Source organism: Rhodococcus sp. 105337, assembly GCF_012844225.1.
Classification (GTDB): Bacteria; Actinomycetota; Actinomycetes; order Mycobacteriales; family Mycobacteriaceae; genus Rhodococcus.
In genome coordinates this window covers 361,230-374,768 of the sequence record NZ_JABAGQ010000002.1, presented here as the reverse complement: position 1 = coordinate 374,768, position 13,539 = coordinate 361,230, and the positions used below count along the sequence as shown (strand labels likewise).

General features: G+C 68.5%; 12 protein-coding genes. 5 read left to right on the top strand and 7 right to left on the bottom strand.

What is annotated here, in order from left to right:
- The first annotated feature begins 159 nt into the window (after positions 1 to 159).
- Positions 160 to 684, top strand: a complete 525-nt coding sequence (locus HF886_RS05465; protein WP_169619641.1) for a PH domain-containing protein — start codon at positions 160 to 162, stop codon at positions 682 to 684.
- A gap of 101 nt (positions 685 to 785) precedes the next feature.
- Positions 786 to 2,627 (top strand): dihydroxy-acid dehydratase, encoded by a 1,842-nt coding sequence (gene ilvD / locus HF886_RS05460; RefSeq protein ID WP_169619642.1) that lies wholly within the window; start codon positions 786 to 788, stop codon positions 2,625 to 2,627.
- A gap of 69 nt (positions 2,628 to 2,696) precedes the next feature.
- Here ilvD and HF886_RS05455 read toward each other — a convergent pair whose 3' ends face one another.
- A complete protein-coding gene (locus tag HF886_RS05455; protein WP_296550417.1) occupies positions 2,697 to 3,446 on the bottom strand; it encodes a DoxX family protein in 750 nt (249 codons plus the stop codon).
- A gap of 78 nt (positions 3,447 to 3,524) precedes the next feature.
- Here HF886_RS05455 and HF886_RS05450 point away from each other — a divergent pair, with 78 nt between their 5' ends.
- On the top strand, positions 3,525 to 4,673 hold the full coding sequence (locus tag HF886_RS05450) for a PQQ-dependent sugar dehydrogenase (protein WP_169651746.1): 1,149 nt from the start codon (positions 3,525 to 3,527) through the stop codon (positions 4,671 to 4,673).
- A gap of 104 nt (positions 4,674 to 4,777) precedes the next feature.
- On the opposite strand, the gene gatB is transcribed toward HF886_RS05450, so the two are convergent.
- From gatB to HF886_RS05430, 4 genes are all read right to left on the bottom strand, one after another.
- Entirely contained in the window at positions 4,778 to 6,289 is a 1,512-nt protein-coding gene (gene gatB / locus HF886_RS05445) for an Asp-tRNA(Asn)/Glu-tRNA(Gln) amidotransferase subunit GatB (RefSeq protein WP_169619644.1), read from the bottom strand.
- Between the two features lie 67 nt (positions 6,290 to 6,356).
- Positions 6,357 to 7,388 (bottom strand): 6-phosphofructokinase, encoded by a 1,032-nt coding sequence (locus HF886_RS05440; protein WP_169619645.1) that lies wholly within the window; start codon positions 7,386 to 7,388, stop codon positions 6,357 to 6,359.
- Between the two features lie 68 nt (positions 7,389 to 7,456).
- Positions 7,457 to 8,134 carry a response regulator transcription factor gene (locus tag HF886_RS05435; protein ID WP_169619646.1) on the bottom strand — a complete coding sequence of 226 codons (678 nt, stop codon included), beginning with the start codon at positions 8,132 to 8,134 and terminating at the stop codon, positions 7,457 to 7,459.
- Between the two features lie 11 nt (positions 8,135 to 8,145).
- Positions 8,146 to 9,294, bottom strand: a complete 1,149-nt coding sequence (locus HF886_RS05430) for a histidine kinase (protein WP_169651832.1) — start codon at positions 9,292 to 9,294, stop codon at positions 8,146 to 8,148.
- 166 nt (positions 9,295 to 9,460) lie between these two features.
- Between HF886_RS05430 and HF886_RS20890 the strand changes: the two genes are divergently transcribed.
- Complete coding sequence (locus HF886_RS20890) at positions 9,461 to 10,141, top strand: hypothetical protein (RefSeq protein WP_206036534.1); 681 nt, start codon at positions 9,461 to 9,463, stop codon at positions 10,139 to 10,141.
- Positions 10,138 to 11,523 carry an alpha/beta-hydrolase family protein gene (locus HF886_RS05420; protein ID WP_169651745.1) on the top strand — a complete coding sequence of 462 codons (1,386 nt, stop codon included), beginning with the start codon at positions 10,138 to 10,140 and terminating at the stop codon, positions 11,521 to 11,523. The genes HF886_RS20890 and HF886_RS05420 overlap by 4 nt, the downstream gene beginning before the upstream one ends.
- 74 nt (positions 11,524 to 11,597) lie before the next feature.
- Here the strand turns inward: HF886_RS05420 and gatA are convergent, their stop codons facing one another.
- Positions 11,598 to 13,073, bottom strand: a complete 1,476-nt coding sequence (gene gatA, locus HF886_RS05415; RefSeq protein WP_169619648.1) for an Asp-tRNA(Asn)/Glu-tRNA(Gln) amidotransferase subunit GatA — start codon at positions 13,071 to 13,073, stop codon at positions 11,598 to 11,600.
- Positions 13,070 to 13,369, bottom strand: coding sequence for an Asp-tRNA(Asn)/Glu-tRNA(Gln) amidotransferase subunit GatC (gene gatC, locus HF886_RS05410; RefSeq protein WP_169619649.1), 300 nt, complete (start codon positions 13,367 to 13,369; stop codon positions 13,070 to 13,072). Before gatC ends, gatA begins: the two co-directional genes overlap by 4 nt.
- Positions 13,370 to 13,539: the final 170 nt, after the last annotated feature.

The following is a 13,539-nucleotide window of genomic DNA, read 5'->3' as shown; positions in this document are numbered from 1 at the left end:
ACGACGCGCCGGCCGATTACGAGCAACCCATTCTGATTCACGCGCTTGACGGTAGGCGCGTGGTGGGGAGACAGTCAACTTGGTGTGGTTACTGTCCCAGAATGTGAGATGCCGCGGCTGCAGTGACAAGATGTAGAGGTGTCATCTTCACAGCAGCCCGTGCCACCTCCCCCATCATCCCACATGCCGGATTCGACGACGCAGGTCATCCAGATTTCGCGCCTGTCGTTCCTCGCGTGCGGGCTTCTGTTCCTTGCGCTGGCCTCTCCCGCCCTCGCGTGGCCCGAAGCTTTCGCGTGGACCCTCGTGATCCCGTTCCTCGTCGCCGCGTGGGTGGTCCGCGTGCGCACCGTCGTCGGCCCCGACGGAGTTGTCGCTCGCTCGACCTTCTCCACCACGACGATCCCGTGGGAGTCCCTGAAGGGCATCCGCTTCCCCAAGCGCGGCTGGGCCCGCGCGACGCTCACCGACGACTCCGAGGTTCCGTTGCCGGTCGTCACCTTCGGACGCCTGCCGCAACTCGCCGAAGCCAGCGGAGGCCGCATCACCGACCCGTACGCAGCCGCCGACGACGCGCGCGCAGCCGAAGCGGCCGCTGCCGAACGCTCACCGGCGAAGGACGACACGACATCCGGCACACGCGACGAGGTGAGCGAACCCGACTCGGATACCGAGACGAAATAGCACACGAGTAAATTCGACTGTGCCGCCACCCGGAACAGGCCCCAGCCACGGCGACCGGATGCGGTCCGCCGCTTGCGCACAACCCGTCAAGGAAGTCAGCCATGCCCCCGTTGAGGTCACGCACCACCACCGTCGGACGTAATGCAGCCGGCGCGCGCTCACTGTGGCGCGCCACCGGATTGACCGATTCCGACTTCGGCAAGCCGATCGTCGCCATCGCGAACTCGTACACGCAATTCGTTCCCGGCCACGTCCACCTCAAGGATGTCGGCGAGATCGTCGCCAAGGCCGTCAAGGCAGCCGGCGGCGTGGCACGCGAGTTCCACACCATCGCGGTCGACGACGGTATCGCGATGGGCCACGGCGGAATGCTGTACTCGCTGCCGAGCCGCGAAATCATCGCGGACTCCGTGGAATACATGGTCAACGCACATACCGCCGACGCGCTGGTGTGCATCTCGAACTGCGACAAGATCACGCCGGGCATGCTCAATGCCGCGATGCGCCTGAACATCCCGACCGTGTTCGTCTCCGGTGGGCCGATGGAAGCAGGCAAGGCGGTCGTCGTCGGGGGCGTCGCACAGGCACCCACCGACCTCATCACCGCGATCTCCGCGTCGGCCAACGACTCGGTGAGCGAGGAAGGTCTCGACGAGGTCGAGCGCAGCGCGTGCCCGACCTGCGGATCGTGCTCGGGCATGTTCACCGCCAACTCGATGAACTGCCTCACCGAAGCACTGGGCCTTGCCCTCCCGGGCAACGGCTCGACCCTGGCGACGCACTCCGCACGACGCGCACTGTTCGAGCGGGCCGGAACCACCGTCGTCGAGGCGGCGCTGCGCTACTACCGCGACGGCGACGAGTCCGTGCTGCCGCGAAACATCGCCACTCCCGCCGCCTTCCGTAACGCGATGGCGCTCGACGTCGCGATGGGCGGGTCGACCAACACGGTGCTGCACACGCTTGCCGCCGCCCAGGAAGGCGAGGTCGACTTCGACCTCGAGACGATCGACGCCATCAGCCGCAAGGTGCCGTGCCTGTCGAAGGTCTCCCCGAACTCCGACTACCACATGGAGGACGTGCACCGGGCCGGTGGCATCCCCGCACTGCTCGGCGAATTGCGACGCGGCGGACTGCTGGAAACCGATGTGTCGACGGTGCACACCAAGAGCTTCGACGAGTGGCTCGACACCTGGGACATCCGCTCCGGAAAAGCATCCGACGAAGCACTCGAGTTGTTCCACGCCGCCCCGGGCGGTGTGCGCACCACCGAGCCCTTCTCCACCGACAACAGGTGGTCCTCGCTCGACACCGACGCGGCCGGCGGATGCATCCGCGACGTCGAACATGCGTACACCGTCGAAGGCGGACTCGTCGTGCTGCGCGGCAACGTCGCCCTCGACGGCGCGATCCTCAAGACCGCGGGTATCGAGGAGGACCTGTTCTCCTTCCAGGGGCCTGCGCTCGTGGTCGAGTCCCAGGAGGAAGCGGTCTCGGCGATCCTGCAGAAGCGGATCAAGCCCGGCGACGTGATGGTCGTCCGCTACGAAGGCCCCAAGGGCGGACCCGGAATGCAGGAGATGCTGCATCCCACCGCCTTCCTCAAGGGCGCCGGCCTGGGCAAGGTGTGTGCACTGATCACCGACGGCCGGTTCTCCGGTGGCACGTCGGGGCTGTCGATCGGGCACATCTCCCCCGAAGCGGCCGCCGGCGGCACGATCGGTCTGGTCGAGACCGGTGACCAGATCCGCATCGACGTCGCGACCCGCACGCTCGAGGTGCTGGTGTCCGACGAGGAACTCGCCACCCGTCGCGCCAAGATGGAGGCGTCGGAGAAGCCCTGGCAGCCGGTCGATCGTCAGCGCACAGTCACCACCGCGCTGCGCGCGTATGCCGCGCTGGCCACCTCCGCCGACAAGGGCGCGGTTCGCTACGTGCCCTGATCACGGGCACGAACGAGACGACGGCGGGGGCCGCACACATGTGTGCGGCCCCCGCCGTTTTCCGTGGTCTCAGCGGCCGAACAGCCACAGACAGACACCCGCCGCGACGCCGAGCAGCAACGCGACGAACGATCCGAGGAAGGGACGTGTCGCCCACTTGCGCGGGCCGTCGGCCGCGATCCTGCCGGGACCGGTGAGCGTGAGCGCCACCGCCGCTGCGGCGAGGAGAACCTCGTACTCGAAGCCGGAGCGGTCGGACGCGAAGTACTGCACGCCCGGCTCGAGGTCGTGCTTGAACAACACGGCGTTGATCATGATCGCGACCACCGCCGCCGCGGCAAGAGGTGTCAGCAGACCGAGCACGAGCAGCGCACCGGCCGCCGTCTCGCCGACCGCGCCGACGATCGCAAGCACCCGGGGCTGCTGATATCCGGCCTCGCGCAGCAGTTCCTCGAAACCGTCGAGTCCGGGCCCGCCCCACAACCCGACCAGTTTCTGCAGGCCGTGGGCGATCAGGGTTCCACCGACCGCGAGTCGCAGAATCAGCAACCCGAGATCGAGGGTGCCGCGTCGAACCTTGACCGGATGCTGCTCGACGGTCGTGGACGCGGGATCCGCCACGTAGCCACCGGCGGTGCCGGGCCGGTACATCTGCTCGGTGGGCGCCGCGTGGGCACCGCTACCGAACGACGATCCGTCGAGGTCGAGGTCGTCCTCGGACTCCAGCCGGGAGGCACGAGTGCGCCGCATCTGGAGTGTCGGCTCGTCGAAAGGACTCGATCCTGTTTCCGGCGATCGGCCGGTTTCCTTGTCGGTCACGCCACCAGGGTAGGACTCCGGGCGCCCGAGCACCCGGCATCCGGAGGCGACACGCGGCGTGCCGGTAACGTTTGCGCTATGACGTGGGGCAGGCAGTCGACAGGTTCGCGCGGTGTTCGGACGGCGGCGGTGGCACTGGCCGTCGGGGTTCTCGCGCTGTCGTCCTGCGCGAGGTTCGACGATGCGGCATCGACACCGTTCACCCCCGAACCGACCTTCGATTCCGGTCCCGGTTTCGGGCCGCAGGACCCCACGACGACCACGACGACGCCGAACGCCTCCGCCGTGCCCCCGGGGCCGTGTGAAGATCCCGATCCGGCAGTGGTCGCGACCTGTCTCGACACGACCGGCGGGCTGGTGACCCTGCCCGGCGGTGGTGCCGCACTCGTGACGGAACGACGGACCGGACGAATCCTCCAGGTCGCGCCCGACACCGAGCCCGTGGAAATCGCCACCGTCCCCGTCGACGCTTCGGGTGACGGCGGCCTGCTCGATGTGGCGCTGTCCCCCACCTTCGACGAAGACCGGTTGCTCTACGCCTACATCACCACCCCCACCGACAACCGGGTCGTGCGGGTCGCGGCCGGCGACACCCCGAAGGATGTGCTGACCGGCATACCCCGCGGCGCGACGGGAAACGGTGGCGCCATCGAATTCACGTCCGCCACGGAGATGGTCGTCCTCACCGGAAATGCGGGAAACGGCTCCGCGGCAACCGATCCCGCTTCTCTGGCCGGGAAACTGCTCGAGTTTCCGCTTCCGGCGCCGGGCACCGCACCGGTGCCCACCGTGGTGCTCTCGGGCATCGGCACGGCCGGTGACGTGTGCCGCGACCCGGGCGGCAATCTGTGGGTGACGGACCGGACCGAACTCGAAGATCGTCTCCAGCGCATCGGCGCGGACGGCTCCGTCGGTGCGGGCCCGGCATGGACTTGGCCCGAGCGGCCCGGCGTGGCGGGATGCGCCGCGTCGCCGGACGGTATCGCGGTAGCGCTGACCGGCGGGAAAGCGGTCGCCGTGGTGGCGATCGATCCGGGATCGGGTGCGGTCACCGCCGCGCCGGTCCTCACCGTTCAGGATCGCTACGGCCTGCTTCGCGGGGCGGCGTCGTCCCCGGACGGTCTGCTCTGGATCTCGACGGTCAACAAGTCCGGCGGTGAACCCGGACCGAACGACGACCGCGTCGTGCGCATCCAGTTCCCCGCGGGCGGCGGCGGCTTCGACTGAGGTCCGGCCCGCCCGGGCAGAGACTGCGGTCCGGGAAACGTTCGTGCAGACACCACCGCGGCCGGCCCGGAACGGGCTCGGCCGCGGTGGTGTTCAGCAGGACGTCAGCTACAGGCAGCGATAACGAGTTCCTTGACGCGGGCGGGGTCGGCCTGTCCGCGTGTCGCCTTCATGACGTCGCCGACGATCTTGCCCGCGGCCTGGACCTTGCCGGAGCGGATCTTCTCGGCGATATCCGGGTTCGCGGCGAGCGCCTCGTCGACGGCAGCCTGCAGCTTGCTGTCGTCACGCACCACGACGAGTTCGGGATGCGCCTCGAGGATCTGCTCGGGATCGCCTTCACCCGCGAGCACGTGATCGACGACCTGGCGGGCGACCTTGTTGTTGAGCTTGCCGCTGTCGATGAGCGCAATGACCTGCGCGACCTGCTTCGGACTGATCGGAAGATCGGCCAGTTCGACTCCGCGCGTGTTGGCCTGCTGCGTCAGGTACGACACCCACCAGGATCGCGCCGCGTCGGCGGGCGCACCCGCCTCGGTGGTGGCGATGACCAGGTCGAGGGCGCCGGCGTTGACCAGGTCGCGCATCACCTCGTCCGAGACACCCCATTCGGCTTGGATGCGGGCCCGACGCAACCACGGCAGCTCCGGGAGCGTGCCGCGCAGTTCTTCGACCCACGCGGCGTCGGGTGCGACCGGTTCGAGGTCCGGCTCCGGGAAGTACCGGTAGTCCTCCGCGGTTTCCTTGCGGCGACCCGGGGATGTGGTGCCGTCGGCCTCCTGGAAGTGCCGGGTTTCCTGGATCACCTCACCGCCGGAGAGGAGCACTGCGGCTTGACGGCGCATCTCGTAGCGCACGGCCACCTCGACCGACTTGAGCGAGTTGACGTTCTTCGTCTCGGTACGGGTACCGAACTCCTTCGCGCCGATCGGCATGAGCGAGATGTTCGCGTCGCACCGCATCGATCCCTGGTCCATGCGCACATCCGACACGTCGAGCGCGCGGAGCAGGTCGCGCAGGGCGGTCACGTAGGCGCGTGCCACCTCGGGCGCGCGTTCTCCGGCACCGACGATCGGCTTGGTGACGATCTCGACGAGGGGCACTCCCGCACGGTTGTAGTCGAGCAGCGAGTGGCTCGCACCGTGGATCCGGCCGGTGGCGCCGCCCACGTGCAACGACTTGCCGGTGTCCTCCTCCATGTGCGCGCGTTCGATGTCCACGCGCCAGGTGCTGCCGTCGTCGAGCACCACGTCGAGGTAGCCGTCGGTGGCGATGGGCTCGTCGTACTGCGAGATCTGGTAGTTCTTCGGCTGATCCGGGTAGAAGTAGTTCTTGCGCGCGAACCGGCCCCACGGGGTGATCGAGCAGTTCAGGGCCAGACCGATCCGGATCGCCGACTCGACCGCCGCCTGGTTCACCACCGGCAGTGCGCCCGGGAGACCGAGGCACACGGGGCACACCTGGGTATTGGGCTCGGCGCCGAACCCCGTCGGGCACCCGCAGAACATCTTGGTGGCGGTGTGCAATTCGACGTGCACCTCCATGCCCATCACGGGCTCGAACTTCGCGAGCACGTCGTCGTAGGCGAGCAGGTCGGCAGACACAGAGGCAGTCATGCACCTGATTTTAGACCGCCCCCCGAACGGGGCGGCGCGGGCTCGTACCCGGCCACCCCGCGCGGCCTCAGCCGAAGAGAACGCGCATTTCCTGATAGCGCGACTCGGGCACGAACTTGGGGTCGGCAAGCGATTCGTCGAACCCGACCCGGGCGATCTCGGTGCCGTGCAGCGCGACCATGTGTCCCCATTCCTCGTCGGCGACGAGATCGGTCACCGCCATACCGAGGCGGGTTGCGAGCACCCGGTCGAACGCGGTCGGAACACCACCGCGCTGGATGTGTCCGAGCACGGTGGCGCGGGTTTCGATGCCGGTGCGCTCCTCGATCAGGGGCGCGAGCACCTCGCCGATACCGCCGAGCCGGGGGCGATCGAACCCGTCCAGTCCCTTGGTCGAATACGCCTCGTCCATATCCGGGAACTTGAATCCCTCCGCGACGACCACCATCGGCGCACGTCCGCGGTTGCGGACGCTGAGCACCCATTCGCAGATCTGCTCGAGGCTCTCGGGGTGTTCCGGGATCAGGATGGCGTGGGCGCCACCGGCGGTACCCGAATGCAGCGCAATCCATCCTGCATGCCGGCCCATCACCTCGAGGACCATGCACCGTTTGTGGGAATTGCCGGTCGTACGCAGCCGGTCGATCGCCACGGTGGCAATCTCCACGGCGGTATCGAACCCGAAGGTGTAGTCGGTGTGGCTGAGGTCGTTGTCGATCGTCTTGGGAACACCGACGATCTTGATCCCGTCCTCGAACAGGCGTTTCGACGCCGCCGCCGTGCCCTCACCCCCGATGGCGACGACTGCGTCCACCCCGAGCCGGTCGAGAGTGGCCTGAATGTTCTGCGCACCGCCCTGCGGGCCCTGATAGGGACCGAACCGGCTGGTACCCAGAATGGTGCCGCCCTGCTGGGCCAGACCACGAACTCTGCTGCGATCCAACGGAATCGCGTCGCCTTCGACGAGTCCGCGCCAACCGTCGAGGAAACCGACGAACTCCTGGCCGTGGACTTCCGTGCCTTTCAGGACCGCGCCGCGGATGACAGCGTTGAGGCCCGGGCAGTCCCCGCCGCTCGTAAGAATCCCGATCGTCGTCATGCATACCTCCGTCGAATGGACTTCGTTCCGCCCTGCCATCCTGCCCGTTACGCCGCGACAGGGCAGCCCTAACCCGGAGTCACCAGCCCCGATTCGTAGGCGATCACCACCGCCTGCGCACGGTCGCGCAGGTGAAGCTTGCCCAGAACCTTGCCGACGTGGGTTTTGACGGTCTGCTCGGCGACGAACAAGCGCTCGGCGATCTCGGTGTTCGACAATCCGTGCGCGATCAGTTCGAGGACTTCGAGTTCGCGAGGGGTCAGGACGCCGAGTGTGTCGTCACGCCGACGCCGTGAGGGGCGACGCCGGGTGACGTCGGCGATCAGCCGGCGCGTGACGGTCGGCGCGAGCAGTGCCTCCCCCTTCGCCACGACCCGCACGGCACGGACCAACTCGTCGGCCGGTGCGTCCTTGAGCAGGAACCCGCTCGCCCCCATCCCGAGCGCCTCGTACACGTAGTCGTCGAGATCGAACGTGGTCAGCATCAGCACGCGTGAACGGGGTTCGCGCGTGTCGGACAGGATGAGCCGGGCCGCGTCGAGGCCGTTCATCTCGGGCATCCGCACATCCATGAGGACGACATCCGGTCGCAGCCGCGCCACCTCGGTGACGGCGGCCCGCCCATCGGGCGCGTCGCCGAGAACACTGATGTCCGGCTGCGCGGCAAGCAACGCGCCGAAGCCTTGTCGCACCATCGCCTGGTCGTCGGCGATGAATACGGTGACGGGTCTCTCGAACTCGATCATCGGCCGCCAGCCTAGGCCGCGAGCGTCGGAAGCAGTGCCCGCACCTCGAACCCCCCGTCGGGTCGCGGGTGTGCGACAAGGTTTCCCCCGACGGCCGCAGCGCGTTCGGCCATCCCGCGGATGCCGGTACCGCCGCCGTGGTCCGGTGCCGAATCACCCGGTTCTCCGGGGCCGTTGGTCACCGAGATCGTCACGGTTCCTTTTCCCCACTCGAGGCAGGTCGCTACTTCCGCGCCGGGCGCGTGCCGTGCGCTGTTGGTGAGAGATTCCTGCAGGATTCGGTACATCGTCAGCGCCACGGCGTCGGTCACGCCCACCGGCACCCCCGTCGTCCGGGCGTCGAGCCGGATCCCGGCACGCCGTGAGGCCTCGAACAGATCGGCAATCCGGTCCAGGCCGGGTTGCGGCGCGCTCTCCGGCAGTTGTCCGTCGCTGCGGAGCACGCCGAGGAGGCCGCGCACATCGTTGAGCGCTTCGCGAGCGGCGGCGCCGATCGTGTCGAATTCCGCGCGCACCTCGTCTGGCATCGTGGGGAGCCGATACGGTGCGCTCTGCGCCTGCACGACGATCATCGACATGTGGTGGGCGACGATGTCGTGCAGGTCGCGCGCGATGTGCGCCTTCTCTTCGAGGATCGCGCGCCGTGCACGCTCGAGTTCGCTGACCTCCTCCTCGTGTGCGAGTTGCCGACGGGAGATCACGAGCCAGCGCACGAGTAATCCGAACACGACGACGGCGGTGATCCCGATGGCCCAGCCCCAGCCGTCGTTGCCCGGCACGAATCCGAAGAAGAGCAGTACCGTCGCAAGCCACACCGCGAGGACGACGCGGATGTCTTCACGGACGCTCACCGCTGCGACCAGCACAAGCATCACGATGATGTGCACGACCTGCCACGGATAGTCGAACCCGTCGACGCGGTCGACGACGACCGGGACGACGAGCGCCGTCGCCGCGGTGAGGGCCCAGCCGAGAAGCGGCCGGACCCAGACGAGCAACATCGGGAACACCGCCGCCGCGGACAGCAGCGGCATCACCTGGGGCGACACCTCGTGGGTCAGGCGCAGGGTGGGCCAGGCGACGGCGTACAGAATGAGCGTCACCGCGACGACGCACATCGATGCCCAGTGCCGGCGGACGAACCGCCCCGTGGACCGCATTCCCGACGATTCCCGCTTCTTCACACGTTCACGCTAGGTTTTGCGCCCCTCGCCTGTCCTCATACCTGAGAGTGAGATCCGGGCGACCCTCCGGTACGGGCCGCTCGCTCCGGACCGCTCCGTCGCGTGATCCGTGCGGGTGTGTTCCGTTCCTAGCGTCGCCGCCATGACATTGCGATTGCTGGTCCGCCGGGGTGCGGCCGCCCTCATTGTGGGCGCAGGGGCGGCGCTGTGCGTAAGCGCGACGCCCTCCGCGGCCACCGGTATCCCATCCCCATCGGCCGGAGCGCCGCACGCGCTCGCGGCCACCGCCCCCGTGGATATCACGGCCACCGCTGCGGCCGTCCACGCTCTCGCGACCGACGACACCGCCGCTGCGATGGCGGCGTTTCCTGCGGACTTCGCCGCCACGATGGGTTACTCGCCGGTGACCGAGCCCGGGTTCACATCCACAGAGGTCCTCGCGGACCCCGACGGGGACTGCTCGTCTCCGGTCCCGCTCCCCAGCTCGTTCGACGCCGCGTGCCGTGTCCACGATCTCGGGTACGACATGTTGCGTTTCGCCCGGGACAGCGGACAGGAACTGGGTCCCGACGCACGCCGCGAGCTGGATGCGATGCTCGCACGTCACCTGCGTGCCACGTGCGAATCCGATGCAGCCCAGAGCGATCCGTCCTGTATGCCCGCGGCCCATCTCGCCACGACCTTCGTGCGTCTCAACTCCTGGCGCCAGGGCTACCGCATCCCGATCTCCGAATCCCCCGCGTCGTTCCTGATGGTGGCAGGTCTCGGCGCACTCCCGGTCGTCTTGGGCGCGTGGGCAGTGCGAAGGGCGGCCCGCCGATGAGCATCCTCGCTCGCGACCACACTGCCGGGTCCCCGCCGTTGCACCCGGGCACCGCCGGGCGCGTCCGGTCCGTCCTGGCATCGTCGGGACCGACGATCGGTACCAGTGTCACAATCGCTGTCGCACTCTGGTTTTCACTCGCGCCGTCGCTGCTTCCCCGCACGTCGTCGACGCAAGGGCTGGTGTCCGGACTGGTGGTCGTGCTGGCACTGGCGGTCCGGGCGGGTATCGCGCGAATGCGCGCCCCGCGCCCGGCACGCGTATCCGGCGAGACCGAGGTGCGGTACCTCGCCGCGTCCGTTGCCGCCGCGTCCGTCGTGATCGCCGGGACCGGCGCACACCACTGGCAGAACGCGCTGCGAGAGGCGATGGGACAGGCACAGATCGGGCCGCGTTATTGGCTCGACGTGTTCGTCACGGCATCGATCGTCGCCGCGCTCCTCGTCTTCTCGGCACGGGCGGTACGCACGATCCTGCGGAACCGGCGAGGACGACGAATTGCGGTGACGATCGGTACAGCTTGTCTTGCAACATGGTTCGCTGCCGGATCGGCACTGCTCTCCCCTGCCCCCGGCGCCCCGGACCCCACTTCCCTGTCGCCTCTTCCGTCCGCCGCGGGGCTCGCGGGATCGAAGGATTCCCTCGTCGGATGGGACACTCTCGGACGTGAGGGGCAGCGTTTCGTGTCCCTCGCCTCCGCCGGATCCGCTGTCCGCACCTACGTGGGTCTGGAGTCCGCCCCGGACGTCCCGGAGCGTGCGGCACTGGCCGTCCGGGAACTGGAACGGGCCGGCGGATTCGACCGCGCGCATCTCGTGCTCGCGGTACCCACGGGGTCGGGGTGGGTGGACGCGCACGCCGTCGAAGGCTTCGAAGCACGCTGGGGAACCGATGTCGCGATCGTCGCTCAGCAGTACTCGGACGCCCCGAGTTGGATGACCTTCCTCACCGATCGTGACGCAGCCGCCGAATCGGCCCGCACACTGACCTCTGCCGTGCGCGCCCACGTCGACGGCATGCCGGCGTCCCACCGCCCCGAGGTGCACGTGTACGGGCAGAGTCTCGGCGCGTCCGGTGCCGCCGCGGCGCTCCCCGATGCCGAACCGGGGTCGTGCGACACGGTGCTGTCGGGTCCACCCGCCGGGATGAGCCCTCCGGGAGGAACCGTCCTGGCGAACAGTTCGGATCCGGTGGTGTGGTGGCAGCCTTCGCTGCTCTGGTCGCCTCCGGACCTGTCCCATGCGCGGGTGGATGCCCCCGTCCCGCCGTGGTTACCGGTGATCACCTTCGCGCAGACGACCGTGGACCTGCTCACCTCCCTCGACGCTGCGCCCGGCCACGGTCACCGGTACGGACAGGATCAGGCGCAGTGCACTCCGTGATCGAGCGGCGACACGGAACGACCCGCAGGCTCCGGGAGGGAGCCTGCGGGTCGTCGACGGCGACGCGGGGACGCTCAGGCCACGATCGGGCCCCGGGCAGCCTCGTATGCCGCACCCACGCGGTAGAGGCGCTCGTCTGCCATCGCCGGAGCCATGATCTGCAGGCCGACCGGAAGCCCGTCGTCCGCGGACAAGCCCGACGGCACCGACATCGCGCAGTGACCGGCGAGGTTCGTCGGCAGCGTGCACAGATCGGACAGGTACATCGCGAGCGGATCGTCGACCTTCTCGCCCAGCTTCCACGGAGTGAACGGGCTCGTCGGGGAGACCAGCACGTCGACCTGCTCGTACGCCTTGTCGAAGTCCTGCGCGATGAGACGACGCACCTTCAGGGCCTGGCCGTAGTAGGCCTCGTAGTAGCCGGACGAGAGAGCGTAGGTACCGATCATGATGCGGCGCTTGACTTCTTTGCCGAAGCCCGCGGCGCGGGTGGCCGCCATCACCTGATCGGCGCTCATCGTGCCGTCGTCGACCCGCATGCCGTAACGCATCGCGTCGAAGCGAGCGAGGTTGGACGACACCTCGGACGGGAGGATGAGGTAGTAGGACGCGAGCGCGTACTCGAAGTGCGGGCACGAGACCTCGACCACCTCGGCGCCGAGCTTGGTCAGAGTCTCGACTGCCGCGTCGAACGAGGCGATCACGCCGGGGTTGTAGCTGTCGGAATGGAGTTCCTTGACCACACCCACCCGCAGACCGGTCAGGTCGCCGGATGCACCCTGACGGGCAGCGTCCACCACCGGGCGCACCGGGGCGTTCACGGAGGTGGAGTCGCGCGGGTCGTAACCGGCGATCACCTCGTGCAGCAAGGCGGTATCGAGGACTGTGCGGCCACACGGCCCACCCTGGTCGAGCGACGATGCGCACGCCACCAGTCCGTACCGGGACACGGTGCCGTACGTGGGCTTGGTGCCGACCGTTGCCGTCACCGCGGCGGGCTGGCGGATGGATCCACCTGTGTCCGTGCCGATCGCGAGGGGCGCCTGGTAGGACGCGAGCGCGGCCGCGGAGCCGCCGCCCGATCCGCCCGGGATGCGATCGGTGTCCCACGGGTTGCGGGTGGGGCCGTACGCGGAGTTCTCGGTCGACGAGCCCATGGCGAACTCGTCCATGTTCGTCTTGCCGAGGATCGGGACGCCCGCCTGCCGCAGCTTGGTGGTCAGCGTCGCGTCGTACGGCGACACCCAGCCCTCGAGGATCTTCGACCCGCACGTCGTCGGCATGTCGGTGGTCGTGAACACGTCCTTCAGCGCGATCGGCACGCCCGCGAGCGAGGACGCCGGCGTCTCGCCTGCGGCCACGGCGCGGTCGACCTCACGCGCAGCGTCGAGCGCCTGCTCTCCGGCCACGTGCAGAAACGCGTTGTAGCCGCCGTCGACCGCTCCGATGCGGTCCAGGTGCGCCTGGGTCACCTCGACGGACGACAGGTCACCGGCGTGGATCCGCGAGGCGAGCGTCGCGGCGTCGAGCCGTGTCAAATCGGTGCTCATTCGCCCTCCCCCAAGATCTGCGGGACGGAGAACCGTCCTTCCTCGACGAGGGGTGCACCCGACAGCGCCTGCTCGGGCGACAGTCCGGGAATCACCTCGTCCGGCCGTGTCACGTTGGTGACGGCGTTCGGGTTCGCCATCGGCGCGACATCGTCCGCGGCCACCTCCGACACCGCCTTGACATGGTTGAGGATCGAATCAAGCTGGCCGGAGAACTCGTCGAGTTCGGCGTCGGTCAGCGCGAGCCGGGACAACCGGGCGAGGTGCGCGACCTCGTCACGGGAGATGTCAGGCACCGTAGGTGGCCCCTTTCCGATGGGAATTGAACTTCCTGTCCAGGGTAGTGCGTGCCCGATACGGTCGTGCAGTCGGTTCGATCACCCCCCGTGCGCCCCGTTCGCCGTCGCGCTGTTTCGTTCGTACAAAGGAATTGTTGCGTTCTTGTGAATCGGATGGCCGCGACCGG

Bases quoted from the DNA above. Each gene is read 5' to 3' on its own strand.
- ilvD (WP_169619642.1), top strand. From the start codon at position 786: ATGCCCCCGTTGAGGTCACGCACCACCACCGTCGGACGTAATGCAGCC.
- HF886_RS05450 (WP_169651746.1), top strand. From the start codon at position 3,525: ATGACGTGGGGCAGGCAGTCGACAGGTTCGCGCGGTGTTCGGACGGCG.
- gatB (WP_169619644.1), bottom strand. From the start codon at position 6,289: ATGACTGCCTCTGTGTCTGCCGACCTGCTCGCCTACGACGACGTGCTC.
- HF886_RS05440 (WP_169619645.1), bottom strand. From the start codon at position 7,388: ATGACGACGATCGGGATTCTTACGAGCGGCGGGGACTGCCCGGGCCTC.
- HF886_RS05435 (WP_169619646.1), bottom strand. From the start codon at position 8,134: ATGATCGAGTTCGAGAGACCCGTCACCGTATTCATCGCCGACGACCAG.
- HF886_RS05430 (WP_169651832.1), bottom strand. From the start codon at position 9,294: ATGCGGTCCACGGGGCGGTTCGTCCGCCGGCACTGGGCATCGATGTGC.
- HF886_RS20890 (WP_206036534.1), top strand. From the start codon at position 9,461: ATGACATTGCGATTGCTGGTCCGCCGGGGTGCGGCCGCCCTCATTGTG.
- HF886_RS05420 (WP_169651745.1), top strand. From the start codon at position 10,138: ATGAGCATCCTCGCTCGCGACCACACTGCCGGGTCCCCGCCGTTGCAC.
- gatA (WP_169619648.1), bottom strand. From the start codon at position 13,073: ATGAGCACCGATTTGACACGGCTCGACGCCGCGACGCTCGCCTCGCGG.